This window comes from Paenibacillus sp. 481, from assembly GCF_021223605.1.
In the GTDB taxonomy this organism is placed as follows: Bacteria; Bacillota; Bacilli; order Paenibacillales; family Paenibacillaceae; genus Paenibacillus_B.
The window spans coordinates 3,260,995-3,283,491 of record NZ_CP075175.1; the positions used below are offsets into that span (position 1 = coordinate 3,260,995).

The window sequence follows — 22,497 nt, forward strand, 5'->3', positions numbered from 1 at the left end:
AGATGGCATTTACTAAACCGCTACCCGAATGGAAAAAGGCTGGCACGCGCCCGCCTGATTCAAAAATTATCGAAGGCTACAACGTTATGGATAAGCCACCAGCATCATGGTTGAACTGGCAGATGAACACTACTTATGAGGCTCTGCAGGAAATACAGCAGAAAGCTGCCGAAAAGACAGAGCTGACCCAGTCGTTAACGGATGCGAAAAATCATGCGAACACGGTGGCAGCACAGGCGGAAACAAATGCGAAAAATGCAAGCTTGTCACGAGGGGGAGGAGCTATATCAGGCTCATTATCCGTGAATGACATTTTATCTGTTTATTCTTGGGGTGCATTGTCATCGGGTACTGGTGGTAATGTGCTGTTAGGTCAAAATTGCTATATAGATAAAGCTAAAAATACATTCCATTTCAAAGAAAACCACCCTAATATGGGGGCTCGAGGAATACTTCTTATACATGGTAAAGAGGGTTGCTGGATTTTTGATACTGGTGTTATGGAAACGAAGAAGGATGTAGCCTTTACTCCAACACTTACTAAATTGGAAACGGTAAATGAAGCTGTTGCAAGAATAGAGCAAGCTGTAAAAAAAGGTGAAGAAATACGTTTCGATTTAAAAGCAGGTTCAAAAAGTCAAGGTATCACATGGGAAGGACTTTCAGATAAGTTCCGTATCTACGCAGAAGAGATAGCTGGAATTGAGACATCGCGACTAGTAATAGAGTCATCCGACAATGCTAATGATACGATTGTGTTCAGAAACAGTGAAATCGGTACAACTTCAAAAGATGTAATGGAAGTAAAAAGAGATTCAGTAGATGTGCACGGTCGTCTTGTGGCAAACGGCATGGATATTATTGGAGAGATTAATCATTTAAAGCAATCTGGCGTTGACGCGAAACATAAAATCGCGGGTGCCATCAACGCCAAGGGAATTGCTGCATCCGCGAATGATACATTTAATGATTTATCAGGGAAAATTTCAAATATTTTTAAAGGTTATGCGAATGGGATTAGGACAGTTGCTAGATTTGAAGCAGCTATATCTGTTCCACTTGAATTCATGCCAGCTGTAGTAGTTATGTATTTAAAGGTAAACGGCATATATACTTGTGCGAGCATGTTTGTTCAAGTATCGCCTCATCACACACAAGTTGTACATGGTGATATGACTTTGATTAAATCCATTAATGTTGCCGGTAAGGGATTTACATTTGATATCGATTGGAATAAGCCTCTCAGTGGCAGCAGTCTTGATGTGAAATGGATAGCATTTTAAGTATAATACAAACAAATAAAGTATATATTGTAAGGAGATTACGTATGGAAAAATGGAATTTAGCCCTCAAAACGGGGATGGCCGCGGCTGGCGGTGCATCCTCGTTTTTGTTTGGCGGCTGGCCCGTGCTGATGCAAGCGCTGCTCATCATGGTCATCATCGACTATGCCACTGGCCTCATGGCCTCGGGCATCGAAGGCAAGCTGCGCAGCAGCGTCGGACTTGTCGGCATTGCCCGCAAAGTATTTATTTTTATGGTGATCGCGCTTGCTCACCAAGTGGACAAGGTGCTCGGCGGCCAGCACCTGCTGCGGGACGCGACCATCTTTTTTTATATGGCGAACGAGTTGCTGTCCATTATCGAAAATGGCGGCCGCATCGGCGTGCCGCTACCGCCTGTGATTCGCAAGGCGGTTGAAGTGCTAAAAGGGAAAGGGGAAACAGAGCGTGACCATCGACATTAAGCAGCGGCTGCTACCGAACGGTCGGCCTAACAAGCCGAACCGCTCGATGAAGCCGCTGTATGTGACGCTGCACAATACAGACAACGAAGCGCCCGGCGCCACAGCCGAGGCGCATTCGCGCTATATCATACATGGCAGCGGCGGCGCCAAAAAAAGCTGGCACTACACGGTCGACGATCGTGATGTGTACCAGCATTTGCGCGATGATGAGCAAGGATGGCATGCTGGTGACGGAAGCGGGCCAGGCAATGCGCTGTCCATTGGAGTCGAAATTTGCATGTACAACGGGATGAATGAGCAGGCCGCATGGCGCAATGCGGCCGCGCTCGTCGCCGAGCTTATGCTTAGGCACAACATTCCGTTGCACAACATCGTGCCGCATCGTCATTGGTCGGGCAAAGGCTGCCCATCACGGCTGTTGCCGCATTGGTCTACCTTTTTGCAAACCATTGATCGACTCTATGCATCTGGCAAGGTGAAGTTGGAGGCAACTAAAAAAGCGGCAAACGATCTATTAAATAGAATGAATCAACACCATCCTAAAAGCCATCATCAACCGAGTAAAAAGCAAGCCAACCAACATCTATTCAGCCAGAATGAGTCCAGCCAGCGCCAACCTAGTGAAAATCCATTAAGTCAGAATCATCATAATAATGAAAATAGCCCAAATAAACAGGATTCATCCAATCCCTTACCACCAAATCGAAATCGAAACTCAAGCTCAAGTTCAAACTCAATCGATTTAACAAATTACAATCACAATCACCATCGAAATCGAAATCATCCAAGTACAACACTGCAATCTCCCAAAACCGAACTTGAAATCGTGACCATTACGCTGCCAGACCAGTCCTCCTTGCAAGGCATCTTAATAAATGGAAAAGTGTACGCTCCGGTACGCGAGCTTGGCGAATCGTTCGGTCACGCCGTACAGTGGAACAGCGTTCAGCGTAGCGTGCTGGTTAGCAGTAAGAAGTAGTGATAATTAGTAAGAAGTGAAAAAAAGAAAAGTAGCAATCGAGCAATCCGGTAGAAGTCCAGTAGCCAAGTAAGCAATCCAGCAAGGAATCATCCCAGTAGCAGCTAATCAACGTAGCAGCATCTAAGCACCGCAGCAGCGGCTAACCAACGAAGCATCTCTTAAGCACCGCAGCAGCATCTAAGCACCACAGCAACAGCTAACAAAGCATCAGTAGCCAAGCAATGCCATGAGCATCAACGCAGGTTCAGAAAGGAGTTAACTCACACCTGCGTTCTCATTTACATATTATAGAAAAGTAAACGAGTTGTGCAAACGATCAGCCCAGTCAACGAATGTTTTGAGCAAGGCCAACTTTTCTTAGTCAACTCAACTTTTATATCCGGTTACAACAGTTGTTGGACATTGCAAGACTTGTTTCGCGCCACAACATTGTTTCTCTAGACCCACACGGTTTGCATTTGCTACTATAAGATCCGGCGTTAAACTTCACACTTAATACGGATCAGTAGACGTTAAGATTGCGCAACGACAATTATGGAAATGATGTTTGATGTTAATCGCAGTAACTGCAACCTCGAAATCATTCTAAATAAGGTGCAAAGCAAACAGGCGAAGCAAGTGATGTCACTCAACAAAATGGCCAGGAGGATATTAGAAGTGGACGACATACAACAATTACGTCAAGGGGAACGAGGAGCATGGCTTAGCATAGCGGCTTACATTGTGCTGTCCGGCTTAAAGTTGACCATTGGCTTCCTTTTTCTGTCCGAAGCGCTCCAAGCTGATGGATGGAACAACTTAACGGACATTATCGCATCGGTTGCGGTGCTTATTGGATTACGCATCTCTCAAAAGCCTCCAGATGAGGATCACCCATATGGGCACTATCGAGCGGAAACCATTGCCGCGCTTATCGCTTCATTCATTATGGCTACCGTTGGGCTTCAGGTGCTTATTACGACCGTTCGCTCTATTTTTAGCGGTAGTTCGACCGTTCCAAACATGCTTACAGGATGGGTCGCATTAGGATGTGCTGTCGTTATGTTCGGTGTGTACACCTACAATAAACGGCTTGCAGATCGTATCCGCAATCAGGCATTGCTTGCAGCCGCGCAAGATAATCGTTCGGATGCGCTAGTAAGCATTGGCGCGGCGGTAGGTATTTTCGGCGCACAGTTGGGAATGCCATGGCTGGACCCGGTGGCCGCGTTGACTGTTGGTGTCATCATTTGCAAAACGGCGTGGTGCATTTTTAGAGATGCGACCCATACATTGACAGATGGCTTTGACGAGTTACAGCTTAACAACATACGCGCCACAATTGAAAAAACAAAAGGTGTTTGTGCCATCCGCGATGTGAAGGCTCGACTCCACGGCAGTCATGTTCTGGTTGATGTGGTCGTGTTAGTCGATCCGCAGCTAACGTTGATCGAAGGCCATCTTATTAGCGACAATATAGAATCGCGAATGAAGCGGAAGCACAATATTGCGAGTGTGCATGTTCATGTGGAACCTTTAGCAGAAGCGCTGGAACACCACGAACACACCTAATCAGACGACTCGAACGCATCGATATCGAAGTTATCGACTAGCTAGAGAACGTATTTACTAACCGATCAGCACCGTTATCAAGAGCACAGCCTGCTCTCGAAAACGGTGTTTTTTGTCATTTTATGATTTACATAGTGTTGAATAATTGTAATTAAGTTCAATTAAATGGGCATATAGGCCTAGTTTTGTTTACAACTTTGTCAACAAATAAGCAATATGTCTTATAGAACTGACTTATAAGCCATGTTTAAATTAGAACCATATTAAAAATGGCATCAGATAACAAATATAGAAAAGAGATGTCAAATTTATATTTTATAACAATCGGATCATGACTTCATATGAACATCGCTTCATGATATGAACTCATACTTCGATTGCGTTGGACAAGCTTTCATTCATGAGATTCAGTAAGCTTTCAACAACCAGACGTAACTATAGGAGGCTATTATGAAAAAAATACTACTCGGTTTACTAATGGTGTCGATGACAAGCCAAATGATAATTGCACCTACTACAAATGCAGCACCGCAAGCAACGAATACGAATGGGCAAGTTGCAGCTGCAACTGCGAACTCGAGCCAAAAAGGAAATATCGTCGCGGCTGTTAACTTCCGTGATCTCCCTTCTATGCAGGGTAAGGTCATTCGTATGTTGAAAAAGGGAGAGCAAGTTTCGATTTTGGACAAGCCTAGCAGCGCTTGGTACAAAGTACAAGATAGTAAAGGTCAAGTTGGATATGTAAGCACAAGCAGTAAATATATGAGTGTATCAGGCAATGTAACGACGCCGGAAACACCGAAAGAGCCAACAAAGCCGCAACCGGAAACAAACAACAATGTAAACACGAATTCATCGGATAAAATTGAAAAAATTATTGCAACGGGTAAAACGTATATGGGAACTCCGTACGAATTTGGTTCCAACCGTAACGATACGTCTACTTTTGATTGCTCGGACTTCGTTCGTCATATCATTAGAGAAGTAACAGGTACTGTGATACCGGCAGACTCCCGTAAGCAAGGGGCATATGTGCAGAACAAAGGCAACGCTGTGACGAGCCTTGATCAGCTGAAGCGTGGAGACTTGGTCTTCTTTATGTCCTACAAAGGTTCGAAGCCTGCCAGCTATGCAGGTATTAACAAGTCCACAGAGCGTATTACACATGTCGGCATGTACTTAGGTAATGGTGAAATTATGCATACGTACTCACAGGCATCTGGTGGCGTTCGCATTGATAAAATCGGCGACAACACGTGGGGTTACCGCTTCTTGTACGGTGGTAGCGCACTGTAAAGTACTATAAAGTACTGTAAAGTACTGTAAAGCACTTTAAAACGCTGTGAACAGTAAAAAAAGCAGGGTCGCATCTGTAAAGGATACGGCCCTGCTGCTATTTATCGTTGATCGTCATGTGGATGATTCACATGGTTTGGATGTTGCGGCTGTTGTTTGCCCATAGCAAACATGGGATTCGATGGCTGGTTACGAAAACGCGGGTTGCGCGTTAAATAACGGGACACTACCGCACTTATTGCTCCAAATGGGAACAGCAGGGCAATATAGAACCACTCGATTTGAGCCATCGGAGCAAAGGCGTACAGCACGCCGAGCACCATGAGGGGCAAATAATCAATCGTACGTACTACACGATGGCGGTATCCAAACTGGTTCTCTGCGATACCAATACATATAAACCCAGCTAACACAGCAATGCCTACAATAATATAGTTACTTGTCCAGCCAAAAGTTTTAGCAAGCATCGTTAACGTAATAATAATGTATCCTGTGAAGCCGGAAACGGTAAACATCATGACATTTCTTGCCTCCCTATTCATAAACATGACCGTCTGGCTAATGCAACAGGTCTAATACGGCACGTGGACATTGCTCTGCCTCAGTCAGTGACCGTTGGCTAGCTTGTCGCTTATTTCGCAGCAGTTCATAATGATGCTGCAAATCGGTAAACCAGCGTGCAATCGTCTCTCTGGATTCAATTCGCTCGCCTAACCCTTGTTCAATAAAATAATCACAATTTTCCTCTTCTTGCCCTGGAATCGGATCATAGAACAACATCGGAATACCTTTCATCATGCCTTCCGTAACCGTCATACCACCTGGCTTGGTCATCAGTAAATCAGAGGCGTCCATTAAGGCCGAAATTTCATTCGTATAACCATAAATCCGGACATTAGGATGCTGAAATGCCGGGTCCTGCTCCATCCGTTGAATCGCTTTATGATTGCTGCCCATACAGAAGAGCAATTGGATATGCTCCCGCCAAGTCGTCATAAACTGTAGCAGGTCATCATGCAGCGACAATCCCCATCCACCACCCATAACCATTACAGTTGGTAGCGGTCGTAGACCTAGCGTACGCTGAGCTTCGGCCTGTGAACAGTTTCCCCAAAATTTAGGATGAACCGGTATGCCAGATACGACAATTCGTTCAGATGGCACGTTGTGCTTCAGCAGCTTTTGTCTAACCTCAGGAGTAGAAACAAAATATTTGTTCACTTCTGGATCAATCCATGTTCCATGCGCATCATAATCCGTTATTAACGTATATAGCGGAATACGAAGGCCAGAACGCTTCAAACGTGACACCACGATATTAGGAAACGGATGCGTACAAATAATAGCATCTGGTCGCAATTGATTAACGACATGAGAAGCTTGCGTGTAAAAAACACGATGCAGTGCCGATTGTGTAAAGCGATTCAGTGATTTTTTATATTTTTTTCGATATAAAAGACCGACTAATTTCGGTTGTGTGCTTACTGTCTTACGGTACGCAGCGAAAATAAGGGGCCCGACCGTAGGATTTAGAAATTTACCGAGCTCAATAACTCGCGATTGGATGTCGGGATCAATTTGCCTCAGTCCGTCAGCGAGTGCGTAAGCGGCTTGTGTATGTCCAGTACCGAAACCTTCGGACAACAGAAGGATTCTTTTTTTTCGCATGTTCTCACCCATCATTCATTATAACCGGAAAAGCATGAGGAAGCACCAACCAATAGGATGGTTTTGGGATATATAGTAGTTGAAAAGAATAATGAAATGTGTTATCTTACTAAAAGCTAATAAATGACCGAAATTACAAAGTGGTCATACAGTCATCTGAAGGGAGGATGCGACATGTCAGTTGACCGACGTAAACAGATCGTAGATGCAGCAGCCCAATCGTTTGCATTGTTTGGATACAAGGCAACGACGATGGATCAAGTAGCGAAAATCGCTAAAGTCGGCAAGGGGACAATATATACATTCTTTACAAACAAAGAAGAGCTATTCAACGAAATTTTGCAGCAGCTTATTTTAGAAATGAAAGAGATTGCTGACCGAGAAATTCAACCACATAAGCCTTTCTTTGAAAATTTATATTGTGTGCTGGATCGTGTACTTGAGTTTCGTAGTCAACACGAATTGGCCATCAAATTGTCTCAGGAGCTGCGCGACATCGGAACGCCGATGGCGAAGGAAGCATTAAACCAATTCGAAGGCGCATTGCTTCAATATATCGAACGCCACCTCACTATCGCAATGGATAAAGGCGAGGTTACGAAGGGCGATCCTAAGGTAATTAGCTTCGTCATGCTGCGCCTGTATATGGCCTTGACGACGGAATGGAATCATTTGAATGAACCGTTAGATAAAGAAGCGATTAAAGCGTATTTTCGCTTGCATTTTATGGAAGGTTTGACGCCGCGAGGTTCGTAATCGTTCCATATGAGGATATGAACAACAACCTTAACTTAACGTCACGTGCTGAAGCCCCATTTTGGAAGTAAGGACAGTTGTGGGCAGCGAGTCGAGGCGTTTTGTTTCGCTTAAAATGACTAGATGAAGATTATAGTCAGGTAGTTTTTTGGCTAACTGGCTATGAACAACTTCACAATTTTAAACGATCGTACACATTTTTTTAATTTATAGAGGTGAGGCTAATTATGAAAGGGTTTAAATTGTTTGGCGCTGAATGGGGGCGCGTGTTTCGTAATAAGAAGGTGCTAATCCCTGTTATTGCGGTTCTGTTTATCCCGTTAATGTATAGCGGTATGTTTCTGGGGGCGTTCTGGGACCCTTATGCACGGCTAGCTGATTTACCAGTAGCGGTCGTCAATATGGATAAAGGCGCAACTATCGAAGGTGAGAAGCTGCAAGTCGGAGCCGATCTCGTTGAGCAACTGAAAGAACGTAAAGATTTTGATTTCCAATATGTAAATCAATCCGAGGCAGAAGCGGGACTGAAAGATGATCGTTATTATATGTCGATTACGATTCCGGCTAATTTTTCTGAACAAGCTACGACGTTGATTAAAGATAATCCGCAGCCAGCGGAAATTTTGTTCCAGACGAATGAAGGGCACAATTTCCTTGCAGCGCAAATTGGAGGATCAGCCGTTAAAGAAGTGAACGCGGAAGTGTCGCGTCGAATTACGGAAGCGTACACGGAGCTGATGTTCGAGCAGGTTGAAAAAGTGTCTGACGGCTTGCAGCAAGCAGGTGAAGGTGCAGGCAAGTTGAATGATGGCACGAAGGAATTGCGCGATGGTGCGCAGGAGCTTAAGCGTAACATGGCGAAGCTTGCAGACGGTGCCTTGCAATTGAAGCAAGGTACCGCGCCACTTGCGGACGGTGTGAATCGTCTAGGCAAAGGTGCGCAGGACTTGAAGCAAGGCGCAAGTTCATTGACGAGCGGCTTGGATCAATTAAGTGCTGCGCATAAGCAATTGGAGCAGGGTGCCGTTCAAGCCCAGCAAGGTACGAACAAGCTGGAGCAAGGCTTGCAGACGTCAGCGGCTGGCAGTGCCAAGCTGAATGAGGGAGCTGAAGCACTTGCTGAAGGATTGGCACAGCTAAGCAAGCTTGATCCAGAGCTGGCGAACAATCCAGCGGTGAAACAATTAGTAGCCGCTAGCCAAGGCGTGCTCCAAGGCTCGCAGCAATTGAAATCCGGCCAGCAGCAGCTGTTGGCAGGTGCTGGACAGCTTAAATCCGGCCAGAATCAGCTAACAGCAGGCATGAAGCAGTTTGGCACTAAGCTGAACGAAGCGGCCCAAGGTAGCCGCAAAGTAGCTGGCGGCGCCCAGCAATTGTCCACTGGTGCAACACAGTTGCAAGCGGGACTAGGCAAGGCGACACAAGGCATTAGTGAGCTGTCCAGCGGTGCAAGTCAGCTGGATGCAGGGGCTGGCAAGCTGCACACAGGTACGAACAAGCTTGCAGACGGCTCTAACGAACTGGCTACTAAGTTAGACGAAGCAGCAGATAAAGCTTCTGCGGTCAAATCGTCTGAGGCACGCATCAAAATGTATGCACAGCCCGTAAAAGTTACTGAAGGAAGCATTAACAAAGTTCCGAACTACGGAACAGGCTTTGCACCGTACTTCTTGTCCCTTGGTTTGTTCGTCGGTGCATTGATTATTACGATTGTATTGCCACTTGTTCAATCGCCAGATCCTTTGGCAACGGGCTACAGCAGATTTGTGAGCAAAACGTTGCTCTTCTTATCTGTCGGTGTCATGCAAGCATTGCTCGCAGATGCGGTGCTGCTGTTCGGACTAGGCTTGGAAGTGAAAAGTGTATCGCTCTTTATTTTGTTTAGCATTATTACAAGCATGACTTATATGTTTATCATACAATCGCTCGTTACGATTTTGGGCGATCCAGGTCGATTCGTTGCAATCGTGCTGCTTATTTTGCAGCTCGTGACGTGTGGCGGTACGTTCCCGATGGAATTGACGCCAGGTGTGATGCAGGCAATTGGACCATGGTTGCCAATGACGTACTCGGTGTACGGATTTAAAGCGGTTATTTCGAGCGGTGACTACTCCTACATGTGGAGTCAGGCTGGCATTATGTCCATTTATATTGTTGTGTTCGGTGCAATGACGCTGACGTTCTTTATGAAAAAAGGGAGCGAAGCGAAGACGCAGGCGGCTGTATAAGCCGTCCATGAATCGCGAATAGGACTGACGCCATAACGTGAGAAATCAAAACACCTTCAAGAGAATGATCCTATGTCGTAACACATAGAGTCAACCTTGGAGGTGTTTTTGCGTTGGCAATACCTCATCATTTTTTAAGGTAGTATACAAAAAGTGAAAGAAGGTAAATAACAATGGAAATTCTCTCATTCATCGGATTTTGGGCACCGTATGTGTCAATTGCTCTGTTTGTTTGGCTGTGCATTTTCCTGTACAAGAAGTTTATGAAATAGGTTAGAGATGCTGCGCATTGGTTTAAATACGCTCTCAATGAGCTGCTAGATATGAAAAACTGCCAACGCAAAAACACCTCCAAAGTTGTCTCTACATCTTACGACATAGGAGCATTCGCATGAAGGTGTTTTGATTTGTCTCACATTAGGGTGCAGTCTCTATGAAAGAAATCTGTGCGAGGGAGATTTTTTAATTATTTTTCAATCCGGAACATTTGCACTCCATTTACGATTTTAATAAGCTGAGGAAGTAGAGTGTCGGGATCTTTGTTTACATGTACGACATTGAATTTCGATGTCTGCGCGTGTTCTTGTTCCCAATCCGCTTGATTCATAACGACAATTTCATCGATATAGGAGCGGCCTTCACCGATGACGATATTGCCGCCATACGTCACTTTCAGCTTTGAATCCCCGGTCTTAACGGACGTTTTTTCGCTTCTAGCAAACAGCAGGGGCAGAGTTTGTTCAGGAAGTGCGTGCAAGCGACTGTTTTTGCTAACTTCAACTTGCTTAATAGCGCCTTGCTTCACGAGTGCTTCGGCAGTCGCTTTTGTAATGAACAGGGTGCGATTTTCGTCGTTGCCGTTGATTTTTCCCTCGTAGCTCACGTTTTCCTTAATTGACTTTGCAGGGATAGTGCTGACGGCTTCATTTATCTTTTGTTCTGTCCCGTACAAAATTAACGCGTTGTTTCGACCTAATAAATTATCAACTGCGGAGCAGCCTGTTCCTATCGTTAAAATAAGTAAGGCAATCGCCGTGAATTTTCCCCATGTTGTGTTTCTCATGTTGTAACCACCTCGTAGAAATAATAATCATATTGTGCATGATTAAGGTTAAAGGAACATAGGTGGTTGTTCCATCGACTTTGATGACATAAAGCTTGCAAAGATGTAAGTTGGGAAGTGTTGTTATTAATTGTAAACATCGCCGCGTGAACCAACCTTGATTACGACAATAATTAATTGATCCTTAAAAATAGAGTAAACAACTCTATATGAACCAACTCTAAGACGAAAATGATTTTCAATGCCTTGCATTTTTTTGATATCTAGTTCAGGACTTCTTGGATTTTCCGAGAGGATATGAAGGTGATCGAGAATCCGATTTCGTGTAGCCTTATCTAATTTACGAATATTTTTTATTGCTTCCTTGTAAAATTTAATTTCGTAATTCATGTTCAATATCCTTGAGACTGATGAGTTCTCCTTTACTCATTGCCTCGCGAGCCCCACGTATAGTATTTAAATCATCGTGAGTAGTGGGTTCATCATCGATTGTTATTTCAGTTTGATTGTGACGAACAAGTCGTTCCATTAAATCAGTTATTAGTTCAAGATCTTTATTTGATAAATGTTGTATGAGGTAGTCAATCCGTTCTTTATTTATTGCCAAGTTTAACACCCCTTTCAAATTCATTATCACCATTATATCACTCATGAAATCTTACCTAAAAGCGCATTTTTCAATGCACTTGTTCCCTTGAATTCCGCCTTCCTTTATCTTCACTCGAACCAGCTAATTTTTACAGTCCATCCCCCAGCTTGCAGCCAGCCTAGCAGTTGCCCACGGTGGTGGTAAAGGTGCGCATTCATTTCAACGAGCCAGCCGAAGCGGGTGTATGAGGCTCCCCAGTAGGCTTTTGTTTCTTCATTTAATTGCTGTTCTGAAAATTGCAAATAAGCAGCCTCACATTTTTCGTAGCCTGCACGCAGGGTTAGCAGCATGTGGTCACGGGATTGTGGAGTATGCTGCTTATAGAAGCGTTCCATCTCCGTAGCTGATGTTCCTTCCATTAATAATAGATCGGCTTCAAGCAGCAGTGTGAGATGTGCAAGTAACTCTTGGATCGTTCGGGTAGCGGGTGAAGGTTGGTAATGCCATGCTTCCTCAGGAATTTGCAACATCACTTGCTCGATGCTGTCTACCGCAAAGGCGATATGATGCAGCGTTGACTGTACGATTGGATGATATGCGGATGTTTGTAAATGACTCATATGCGATTGCTCCTTATGCGGTCTATTTCTAAATCTAAGGACTTGAAGCGAATTATATAGGAACATAGTCTCAAAAGTGCGATCTAAACAAGAAAAATCGGCTCTAGACGTTAACTTCGCCTCCCGTTATACCGTTATATAAGTATATACACTTACATTCGTGTTCGCGCAATGTAATGGGAGGGAAAAAAGTGAACGCTGTAATAAACAAAACATGGCGTGTGACACTCGTGTGGTCGCTCGTCCTAACGCTTATGATAGGAATATTGCCGTTCAATGGTGTTGCACATGCGAATGAAACGATAACGGGGATTGAGTTTGAATCGTCTTTATCTCCTGTGCATGTCATCGTTGATGGGCAGTCTGTCCAATTAAAATTAATGGCAAAGATAAAAGACAAAACAGAACGCAAAGACGTTACAAGTCTTGCAACATGGACGTCTTCGAACCCGAGTGCTGTAAAAGTTGACAGCGGTTGGGTAAGCGGTGTCAGCAAAGGAACTTCAGAAATTACGGTGAAATATCAAGGATTCACGCTGAAAAAGCTCGTGCAATCTGATTATATGTTCGAGAAGTTGTCGATTACTTCTGTGGACAATGGACAAGCGGTACCAAGTGAAGTGAATGCGGCGCTTGGCACGAAGCTGAAGTGGAAGGTGACGGCAGCCGATAAGGCTTCCGGAACGAACAATGATGTGACGCAAGAAGCGGTATGGACTACTTCTAAGTCAGAAGTGGCTAGTGTAGATAAAGGAGAGATTAAACTCCTTGCCAAAGGCGAAACGGAAATTACCGTGAAGCATAAAGGTCTTTCGAGCAAAGTGAAATTGATCGTTGCTTTGCCGTATGAAGAGTTTACATTGTCGCCGGACAAGCTGCTGGAGTTTGAGTACGGTGGCGCAGAACAACAAGTGAAGGCGACAGCTAAGAAAAAAGATGGAGCGATTGATGATGTTACGGCAAACGTAGAATGGGCTTCCAGCGATGCAAATGTCGTTGAAGTGAAAAATGGTGCCGTGAAGCCAATAAGTGTCGGTACAGCAACGATCACGGCGACACATTTGGGACGCAGCAAAACGATTACAGCAGTCGTGCGCCCATCTTACCATGCGATGCGCCTGACGCCGGACAAGAAGCAGCATGCTATTTTGGGCGATGCTCCCATGCAGTTGCGAACGTTCGTGTTAAGCGACCGCAACAACCAAAATGAAGTTACGAACGATTCCGAATGGGAATCTAGCAATATGATGGCTGCAACCGTTGATCGTGGCATTGTGACGTTTAAGGGCGCAGGTACTACGACGATTTCAGCTAAATATAAAGGTCTTGTCAGAACGATTGAGATTACTGTGTATCCGATCATCGATAAGTTGAAGTGGGCTGAAGTCAAAGATGAAGCTATTTTGTCTGGAAGTAAACCGTACAAGCTGAACCTCATTATGGATGAGGCGCAGGTAGCAGTCCCGAAAGTAAACGGCATCGCACTAAATGGTGAAGCGATGGACGTGACACCTGTCGTGAAATGGACGGCGAGCAATACGTCCGTTCTAGCTGTGGAAGACGGCAAGTTGAAGCCACTTGCGTCAGGCTTCTCTTACTTGGACGCGAACGTCAACGGTCAATCGTTGCGTATTGAAGTGAACGTGCAGCGCAAAGCGCTCATTTTGCAGACGAACGTAACAAACCTTGAGTTAGTAGCTGGGCGTGAACAAGCTGTCCCGCAAGTGACGGTTGTGTATACGGATGGAACAGAAGAAGAAGTAACATCGAAAATGGAATGGGAAGCATCCTCAGCGAACCTCTTCGTTCGTGATGGTAAGCTTAAAGGCTTGGTTCCTAGTCGTGTGACGTTAAATGGTAAGTTCGCAAATGTAAGTATGAAGCTTAGCGTTATTATTGAGGAGCCAGTTGTATCCTTTAAGGTGGAGCCGCAGTCAATTACGACAACGATAAAAAAGAGCCAAACGCTTAAAGTGACCGGTACTTACCGTAACGGAAAGACCATTTCGCTCGGTTCGCGCATCAAATGGAAAGTAGAAAATGATAAAATAGCTACGGTTCGTGGTGCTTCGGTCAGAGGGGAAGCAATTGGCAGCACGAAGCTGGTTGGCGAGTATCAAGGGAAAAAGCTAGAAATTCCGGTACAAGTTAAAGCAAAATTGCTGAAATTGGAGACTACACCATCCAGCGTTAAGTTGGCTGTAGGTCAAGGTGCAAGTTGGAAAGTGACAGCGATTTATGATACAGGCGAAGTTGTGGATGTAACGTCTCAAGTGACATATGTGCCATCCAATACGAAGATTCGTGCTGGACGTGGTACAGTAACTGCGGTTGCTAAAGGCAGCGGTTCACTAAAGGTATCATTCGAAGGTAAGAGCGCGACGTTGCGCGTTAGTGTTAAATAATTAGCATAGGGTCCGCATAGCTCATTTGAGTTATGCGGACTTTTGTTATTTATTCATTAAAATGAATAAATATACGGATTTGCATGAATGCGTTTCTTTTTTGCACTAAACAACCTGTCCGATGAACAGTAAAAAAGTGTCAGGCTTGTTCCTTGCTGCGCATAAAATATTTGGGTGTAGTTCGTGAAAAGTCGAGCATTTATAAGCTTCGTTGAATTTTTGGGCATGTGTAGCAAAAACAAAAATTATCGTGCTCATAAAAATATTAAATTGCCACTCTTTAGTCACGGTGTTAATATAATATAATAACTAAAATGAATAATTATAAATTTTGTCATTGATGTAGACATAAATTTATAAAAGCGGATTTTATCAAAAAGGTACGTAGAGATTTAGCAGTATGGTATCGGATATGAAATAAGAACTACATTTTATATAGAAAGGTTGCATCCCATGAAACTTAACGGCTTACCTCCAAAACAAGGTTTATACGATCCTCAGTTTGAGAAAGACGCTTGTGGTATGGGCTTTGTTGCTCATATTAAAGGAAAGAAGTCCCATGACATCGTTCAGCAAGCATTGACTGTACTCGTCAATATGGAGCATCGCGGCGGTCAAGGAAGCGAGCCTAATACAGGTGATGGAGCTGGCATTATGCTGCAAATTCCACACCGCTTTTTTGTACAGGAGATGAAAGCGCAAGGTGTTGATCTACCTGCTGCAGGTCGTTATGGTGTCGGGATGCTATTCCTGTCCCAAGACGATCAAGTGCGGTCAAGTCATGAGTCAGCGCTTTGCCGCATTATCGAAGAAGAGGGGCAAAGCTTTCTCGGCTTCCGTACGGTGCCGACGAACGATGAGAAACTCGGTCAATCGGCGAAGTCGGTTAAACCTTACGTGCGCCAAGTATTTATCGGGTGTAGCGACGACGTTCAAGATGAGTTGTCGTTTGAGCGTAAATTGTATGCCATTCGCAAACGGATCGAAAAAGCGATTCGCTATTCGAATGACGAAGCGGCGGAATCTTTTTACATCCCAAGTATGTCGTGTCGTAAAATTGTATATAAAGGCATGTTAACGACAGAACAAGTAGGCCACTTCTACTTGGATTTGCAGAACGAGTCGTTAGAAACGGCTATTGCCCTTATACACTCTCGCTTTAGTACGAACACATTCCCAAGCTGGGAGCGTGCGCATCCATATCGCTACATGATTCATAACGGAGAAATTAATACGTTGCGCGGTAACGTGAACTGGATGCACGCCCGCCAGACGATGTGCGAATCGGAGCTGTTTGGCACGGAGTTGGATAAGATTAAGCCTGTGATCGACCACGATGGTTCGGATACGGCGATGTTCGATAACACGTTCGAGTTTCTATATTTAGCAGGACGGCCGTTAACCCATGTGGCCATGATGATGGTACCAGAACCATGGTCCAACCATGACACGATGGATGCGGCAAGAAAACAATTTTACGAATACCATAGCTGTGTGATGGAGCCTTGGGACGGACCTGCTGCCATGGCCTTTACAGATGGCGTGCAAATTGTGGCCACACTAGACCGCAACGGCTTGCGTCCTTCGCGTTACTATGTGACGAAAGACGACCATATTATTTTAAGCTCGGAAGCAGGCGTGCTCGACATCGCACCGGAGAGCATTTTGTACAAAGATCGTCTGCGTCCAGGTCGCATGCTCGTTGTTGATACGGAGCAAGGCCGAATCATCGCAGATGAAGAAGTTAAGCAGAGCATTGCTGCTGAGCATCCGTATGGCGAATGGCTGGAGGAGCATTTGGTTGATCTGTCTGATTTGCCGGATGCACCAGAAGTGCCGGAACCGAAGCACGAAAGCGTGCAGCAGCGTCAGCAAGCATTTGGCTACACGTTTGAGGAGCTGCGCAAAGTGTTGGAGCCGATGGCGTCCAGCGGCGTGGAGCCTATCGGTTCGATGGGCTACGATGCTCCGTTAGCGGTGTTGTCGGAGCGCCCACAGCGCTTGTACAACTACTTCAAGCAGCTGTTCGCGCAGGTGACGAATCCGCCGATTGATGCAATCCGTGAAGAAATCGTTACGGCAACAGGCACGACAATCGGTCCGGAGCGCAACTTGTTGCTGCCAGAGCCGGAAAGCTGCCGCCACATTAAATTGGCGACGCCATTCTTATCGAATGAGCAATTTGCGAAGCTAAGACATATTCGCCGTCCAGGCTTTAAATCGATTACGTTGCCGATTTTGTTTACAGCAGCAGACGGAGCAGAGGGCTTGCGTCAAGCGCTGCACACGATGTGCGAAGCGGCGGATCGGGTTATTAGCAAAGGACATAACGTCATTATTATGTCCGACCGTGGCATTGATGCGGAGAATGCAGCAATCCCGGCATTGCTTGCTGTATCGAGCCTGCATCACCATTTGATTAAACAAGGCACACGCACAAAGGTCGCGCTCCTTCTCGAATCAGGTGAGCCGCGCGAAGTGCATCATTACGCGCTGTTGCTTGGCTATGGCGTTAACGTCGTCAACCCTTATTTGGCGTTTGAATCGTTAGACGATATGATTCGTCAAGGGTTGCTGCGCGGTATAACGCACGAGAAAGCAGTTAAGAACTACATTAAAGCCGCCACTAAAGGCGTCGTTAAAATATTGTCCAAAATGGGCATTTCGACGGTACAGTCGTACCGCGGAGCGCAAATTTTTGAAGCGATCGGTCTGAAATCGGACTTTATTGACCGTTACTTTACATGGACACCGTCGCGTATTGGCGGTATCGGATTGGAAGAAGTTACGCGCGAAACGTTGATTCATCATGAACGCGCGTTCTCTGAACAAGAAGGCCGTGATACAGAACTTGACTCCGGTGGCGATTACCAATGGCGCAAAAACGGGGAGGACCATCTGTTCAACCCGCAGACGATTCATACTTTGCAAGAGTCTTGTCGTAAAGGCGATTACAAGTTGTTTAAAAAGTATACGAAGCTCGTGCAAGGTGAATATGCGCAAAATGGCACACTTCGTTCCATGTTTGAGCTGAAGCCGGCAGGTCCTGCTGTGCCACTGGAAGAAGTCGAATCCGTCGAATCGATCGTGCGCCGCTTCAAGACGGGCGCGATGTCGTTCGGTTCGATCTCGAAGGAAGCACATGAGACGCTCGCGATTGCGATGAACCGCATCGGCGGCAAGTCGAACTCAGGTGAAGGCGGAGAAGATTCAGGCCGCTTCTTCCGTGACAGCAACGGCGACTGGCGTCGCAGTGCGATTAAGCAAGTTGCTTCGGGTCGCTTTGGCGTAACTTCGAACTACTTGGTTAACGCGGACGAGATTCAAATTAAGATGGCCCAAGGCGCGAAGCCAGGTGAAGGCGGACAGCTTCCAGGACGCAAAGTGTATCCATGGGTAGCTGAAGTACGCGGCTCTACACCAGGTGTTGGTCTGATCTCGCCACCGCCGCACCACGACATTTACTCGATCGAGGATTTGGCGGAGCTGATTTACGATTTGAAAAATGCGAACCCGCAGGCACGCATCAACGTCAAGCTCGTATCCGAGGTTGGTGTGGGTACGATTGCGGCTGGGGTAGCGAAAGGCCGTGCTGACGTTATTCTCGTCAGCGGCTATGATGGCGGCACAGGTGCATCGCCACAAGGTTCGATCCGCCATGCGGGTCTGCCGTGGGAGCTTGGACTTGCCGAGACGCATCAGACGCTAATATTGAACAATTTGCGTGACCGGATCGTCTTGGAGACGGACGGCAAAATGATGACGGGCCGCGATTTGGCGGTTGCAGCATTGCTTGGCGCCGAAGAGTACGGCTTCTCGACAGCACCGCTCGTCGTTGTCGGCTGCATCATGATGCGCGTCTGCCAGCTGGACACATGTCCGGTCGGTGTCGCTACGCAGAACCCAGAGCTGCGCAAAAACTTTACAGGTGACCCGCAGCACGTCGTCAACTTCATGCTCTTTGTTGCACAAGAGTTGCGTGAGCTGATGGCAGAACTCGGGTTCCGTACATTAGATGAGATGATCGGTCGTACCGAATGCTTGAATATTAAAGAAGCTTCCGACCATTGGAAGGCGAAGCATCTTGATCTGTCAGCCCTGCTGCACCAGCCGGAGCTGCCGGAAGGCTCCTCACGTATTAACGTGCGACAGCAAAATCACGGCTTGGAAGAGACACTCGACATGCAGCAGCTCGTACCACTTGCTGCCCCTGCATTGGAGCGTCAAGAAGCTGTCGAGGCTGTGTTGCCGATCTGCAACGTGAACCGGGCGACGGGGACGATTTTGGGCAGCGAAGTGACACGCCGTTACGGCGCTGCGGGCTTGCCGGATGACACGATTCGCTTCACGTTTATCGGGTCGGCTGGTCAGAGCTTAGGTGCTTTCGTGCCGCGCGGAATTACGTTAATGGTCGAGGGCGACAGTAACGACTACGTGGGGAAAGGTTTGTCTGGTGGCAAAATTATTGTCACGCCGTCTACAAAATCAACGTTTGCTGCGGAAGAGAACATCATTATCGGAAATACAGCATTTTACGGGGCAACGAGTGGCGAAGCTTACATTCGTGGTATCGCAGGCGAGCGCTTTGCGGTACGGAACTCGGGCGTCAACGTTGTCGTTGAAGGCGTAGGCGACCACGGCTGTGAGTATATGACAGGCGGACGCGTCCTTGTTCTCGGTCAGACCGGGCGCAACTTTGCGGCAGGGATGTCAGGCGGTATTGCGTACGTGTTGGATACGGATCGCACCTTCGTTCAGCGCTGCAACTTGGAGATGGTGCTGCTAGAGCCGATTGAAGATGAGCAGGAAGAAGCAGCAGTTAAAGCGATGATTGAAAAGCATGTTCAGTATACAGGCAGTACACATGGTGAACGTTTACTGTCCAACTGGGAAACGACGTTGTCGCAGTTAGTGAAAGTTATTCCGAAAGATTATAAGCGGATGCTAGAGCAAATCGCGACGATGCAAAATAAAGGCTTGAGCGGCGAAGCCGCGCTGTTGGCCGCGTTTGAAGCCAATATGCGCGAATTATCCCGTGTTGGCGGCAACTAAATTATGGTAAGATAGCTTTAGCCCAATCACTGTAACAAGTGAGGGGCTAAAGCTTTTTTTGCCCTTAGACCGTGTATTCGATCCAGCAGCAACCACACTACATAAGAAACAGCGGTGATATGACAATGATGCAATCTCCTTGGAGCATTTATCGCACCTTTACCCGTGAAATGAACGTGTTTATCGGTGCAAGCATGATTAGCGCAATTGGCAGTGCCCTCATGTGGCCTCTGACCACGATGTTTGTCTATTCGGTTCTGGAACGTTCGCAGGCCGAGGCGGGCTTCGTTATTTTTATGCAAATGCTTGGAGGCGTACTAGGGCAATTCGTTGGTGGAAGTCTTTATTATCGGTTAGGCGTACGTCGTCTGTTGATTGGATCGTTAGCGGTAGCATCTTGCCTGCAAGTGTCCCTAATTGTGACGGCATACGGGGAATGGTGGATATACGTGACAGCTATGTTTCTGTTGGGACTGATGACGTCCATGTCGATGCCAGCCATCCAATCGTTTATCGGTTTTCGTTGGGCAGAGCGGAGAACAGAACTGTTTAGTGCCATTTATGCGGCGAACAACTTGGGTGTCGCGATTGGTACGGCTTTAGCCGGAGTGCTGGCCGCTATTTCCTTTAATTTCTCATTTTTCATTAACGGCATGACTTCTGCGGCATTTGCGCTGTTCTTTTATTTTTATTTAAAGAATTGGAAGGAAGACGGGATGTCCGTTCAGCAGCAGGCAAAGCTGCAATCGAAGCTGCAATCGAAGCAGGATGACGTCCATTCAGATGTTGGCCATGATCGAGCGGATACACAAAAAAATACGAAATCATCATCGATCCGCAGAATGACGATTAAGATAAGTTCCGATCAGGCGCATGTAAGCAGCAGTTCGAAGGAGACTAGTACATTCCAACAAGCTAGAGTGTCTTCTGATGAGGATGAGAGTGGCGTGCTATCAGAACAAAGCCTATGGTACAAGCTAAAGCAGGTTCATATTTATTTGTTTATGGCACTTGGCTCCTTGTGTATATGGTTTGCCAACTCGATGTGGAACAGTGGGGTGTCACCACATATCACTGATGAGAAGATGGAACCGATCACATACAGCGCATTATGGACGCTGAACGGGTTAGTTATCTTTTTCGGACAGCCTTTTATTATGTGGTTAAAAAGTAAAATAGCCAAGTTACTAACCTCGCAATTGATTTGGAGTGCGGTATTTTACAGTCTTGCTTATATGGTTATGTTAATATTCCCATTCTATCCGGGCTTTGTGTTGGCTATGGTACTGGCAACGATAGGGGAAATGCTCGTATCTCCGGCTGTACCTGCATTTATCGCAGATAAGGCTGGACGGGGGGCCCCCTTTTATATGGGGCTTACGGGAGGAATTGGATGGTCTGGCCGTATGATAGGCCCGTTGCTATTGGGCATAACGTATGATTACAGTGGGCTTACAGGTGTCGCCGCTATTTCTCTTGTCGTCGCAGTGGCCGCTATTGCATCTTATGCCACACATGCTTCTTTACAGAAGCGGGGAAGGCAGTTGGAAAAATCGAGCGAAACCCATTCTTTTGACAGATGTTCATAAAATTAACTTGTAATTCGACAAAAATAGAACGAAAATTTTGCAAACTTTCTTCCAGATTCCGACAGTATTACGCAATTGGTTAAGATATAATGATTATTGTCGCAACGTAACGGGTTTATGCTATACCTGCGGACTATTATGAAATAAGAGAGGTACAGGTTTATGATGGAGAAGCAACAAGCGGAAGACCGCAATGTACAATCGTTGTCTACGTACGTTAGTCATACGGAAACCGTTAAGCTAGACATCATGCATGTGCTCCAGCAGCTAGGTATTGGCCCAGAACGGTGTCCGGAAGAAATTCGGCAAATGTTCCCCATGCATTCTGCATGTTAACACAGAACATCCTCCGTTCATGTTCATTCTAACGGAGGATGTCTTATTCCCAGCTAGGGGCGCATCGAGCGCTCTGCGCGTACGAAAGCGATAAAGCGCCGAGCTTCCTCATCGGTTAGTTCGCGTCCATCTACAGTTAAGCGGAATTTTTTCAATAACGCTTCGTCTGCCAACTCCAGCTCATCTGCAAAGTCTCGCACAGATGGATCCAAGGTGAGATCCGTTTTTTCTGTTCTTCCTACTAAATAGTCAATAGATACACCAAAAAGATCAGCTAACTTTGTTAAGGTTTCAAAATCCGGCTTGCGGCGGTTTTTTTCGTAGTGCGACAAAGCTGCACGTGTAATGCCCACCATTGATGCTAATTCTTCTTGCGTCCATCCTTTATACTCTCGCAGTTCTGCGATTCGGTTTCCGGTACTCATCTACTTCCGACTCCTCCTCATTTTTGCCCTAATGAAACAAAATGTCGCATAGAAACAAAATAGGCACAAAAAAAATGTTGACACGTTACATAATGTATCGTAAATTAAAGAGGTCTTATGATACTTATTGTATCAATTCAAAGAAAATTCTAAAAAAATTCTAATAAAAAGAAACAATTAGTATCATTAT

The 22,497-nt window shown here is 45.9% G+C and carries 17 protein-coding genes and 1 pseudogene; 11 read left to right on the forward strand and 7 right to left on the reverse strand.

What is annotated here, in order from left to right:
* Window positions 1-2: 2 nt before the first annotated feature.
* The 5 genes and pseudogenes from KIK04_RS14450 (at window position 3) to KIK04_RS14470 (ending at window position 5,576) form a co-directional block, all read left to right on the forward strand.
* Entirely contained in the window at window positions 3-1,283 is a 1,281-nt protein-coding gene (locus KIK04_RS14450) for a hypothetical protein (RefSeq protein ID WP_232274353.1), read from the forward strand.
* A gap of 44 nt (window positions 1,284-1,327) precedes the next feature.
* Window positions 1,328-1,747 carry a phage holin family protein gene (locus KIK04_RS14455; protein ID WP_232278740.1) on the forward strand — a complete coding sequence of 140 codons (420 nt, stop codon included), beginning with the start codon at window positions 1,328-1,330 and terminating at the stop codon, window positions 1,745-1,747.
* A pseudogene (locus tag KIK04_RS14460) lies at window positions 1,731-2,204 on the forward strand (peptidoglycan recognition protein family protein); the annotation flags it as partial. The gene KIK04_RS14455 and the pseudogene KIK04_RS14460, both read left to right, overlap by 17 nt.
* 1,161 nt (window positions 2,205-3,365) lie before the next feature.
* Window positions 3,366-4,280, forward strand: coding sequence for a cation diffusion facilitator family transporter (locus KIK04_RS14465; protein ID WP_269671031.1), 915 nt, complete (start codon window positions 3,366-3,368; stop codon window positions 4,278-4,280).
* 450 nt (window positions 4,281-4,730) lie between these two features.
* Entirely contained in the window at window positions 4,731-5,576 is an 846-nt protein-coding gene (locus KIK04_RS14470; RefSeq protein ID WP_232274355.1) for a C40 family peptidase, read from the forward strand.
* Between the two features lie 101 nt (window positions 5,577-5,677).
* Here KIK04_RS14470 and KIK04_RS14475 read toward each other — a convergent pair whose 3' ends face one another.
* Together KIK04_RS14475 and KIK04_RS14480 are read right to left on the reverse strand one after the other, a co-directional pair.
* Window positions 5,678-6,094, reverse strand: a complete 417-nt coding sequence (locus KIK04_RS14475; protein WP_232274356.1) for a permease — start codon at window positions 6,092-6,094, stop codon at window positions 5,678-5,680.
* 40 nt (window positions 6,095-6,134) lie between these two features.
* Window positions 6,135-7,244 (reverse strand): MGDG synthase family glycosyltransferase, encoded by a 1,110-nt coding sequence (locus KIK04_RS14480; protein ID WP_232274357.1) that lies wholly within the window; start codon window positions 7,242-7,244, stop codon window positions 6,135-6,137.
* A 174-nt stretch (window positions 7,245-7,418) separates the two neighbouring features.
* On the opposite strand from KIK04_RS14480, the gene KIK04_RS14485 reads away from it, so the two are divergent.
* On the forward strand, window positions 7,419-8,000 hold the full coding sequence (locus tag KIK04_RS14485) for a TetR/AcrR family transcriptional regulator (RefSeq protein WP_232274358.1): 582 nt from the start codon (window positions 7,419-7,421) through the stop codon (window positions 7,998-8,000).
* 227 nt (window positions 8,001-8,227) lie between these two features.
* Window positions 8,228-10,228, forward strand: coding sequence for a YhgE/Pip domain-containing protein (locus KIK04_RS14490; protein ID WP_232274359.1), 2,001 nt, complete (start codon window positions 8,228-8,230; stop codon window positions 10,226-10,228).
* A 466-nt stretch (window positions 10,229-10,694) separates the two neighbouring features.
* Here the strand turns inward: KIK04_RS14490 and KIK04_RS14495 are convergent, their stop codons facing one another.
* The 4 genes from KIK04_RS14495 to KIK04_RS14510 all read right to left on the reverse strand — a co-directional run bounded on the left by KIK04_RS14495 (window position 10,695) and on the right by KIK04_RS14510 (window position 12,500).
* Window positions 10,695-11,291: a lipoprotein BA_5634 family protein gene (locus KIK04_RS14495; RefSeq protein ID WP_232274360.1), complete on the reverse strand. Its 597-nt coding sequence runs from the start codon at window positions 11,289-11,291 to the stop codon at window positions 10,695-10,697.
* A gap of 126 nt (window positions 11,292-11,417) precedes the next feature.
* Complete coding sequence (locus tag KIK04_RS14500; RefSeq protein WP_232274361.1) at window positions 11,418-11,681, reverse strand: type II toxin-antitoxin system RelE family toxin; 264 nt, start codon at window positions 11,679-11,681, stop codon at window positions 11,418-11,420.
* On the reverse strand, window positions 11,665-11,922 hold the full coding sequence (locus KIK04_RS14505) for a hypothetical protein (protein WP_232274362.1): 258 nt from the start codon (window positions 11,920-11,922) through the stop codon (window positions 11,665-11,667). The genes KIK04_RS14500 and KIK04_RS14505 overlap by 17 nt, the downstream gene beginning before the upstream one ends.
* An 86-nt stretch (window positions 11,923-12,008) precedes the next feature.
* Window positions 12,009-12,500: a DinB family protein gene (locus KIK04_RS14510; RefSeq protein ID WP_232274363.1), complete on the reverse strand. Its 492-nt coding sequence runs from the start codon at window positions 12,498-12,500 to the stop codon at window positions 12,009-12,011.
* A gap of 191 nt (window positions 12,501-12,691) precedes the next feature.
* Here KIK04_RS14510 and KIK04_RS14515 point away from each other — a divergent pair, with 191 nt between their 5' ends.
* From KIK04_RS14515 to KIK04_RS14530, 4 genes are all read left to right on the forward strand, one after another.
* Complete coding sequence (locus KIK04_RS14515; protein ID WP_232274364.1) at window positions 12,692-14,905, forward strand: bacterial surface protein; 2,214 nt, start codon at window positions 12,692-12,694, stop codon at window positions 14,903-14,905.
* Between the two features lie 453 nt (window positions 14,906-15,358).
* The gene (gltB, locus tag KIK04_RS14520; RefSeq protein WP_232274365.1) at window positions 15,359-19,957 is read left to right on the forward strand and encodes a glutamate synthase large subunit; all 4,599 of its coding nucleotides are present in this window, start codon (window positions 15,359-15,361) and stop codon (window positions 19,955-19,957) included.
* Window positions 19,958-20,076: 119 nt separating this feature from the next.
* Window positions 20,077-21,546 (forward strand): MFS transporter, encoded by a 1,470-nt coding sequence (locus KIK04_RS14525; protein WP_232274366.1) that lies wholly within the window; start codon window positions 20,077-20,079, stop codon window positions 21,544-21,546.
* Between the two features lie 162 nt (window positions 21,547-21,708).
* The gene (locus KIK04_RS14530) at window positions 21,709-21,882 is read left to right on the forward strand and encodes a hypothetical protein (RefSeq protein WP_232274367.1); all 174 of its coding nucleotides are present in this window, start codon (window positions 21,709-21,711) and stop codon (window positions 21,880-21,882) included.
* Between the two features lie 53 nt (window positions 21,883-21,935).
* Here the strand turns inward: KIK04_RS14530 and KIK04_RS14535 are convergent, their stop codons facing one another.
* A complete protein-coding gene (locus KIK04_RS14535) occupies window positions 21,936-22,307 on the reverse strand; it encodes a helix-turn-helix domain-containing protein (protein ID WP_232274368.1) in 372 nt (123 codons plus the stop codon).
* Window positions 22,308-22,497 lie beyond the last annotated feature (190 nt).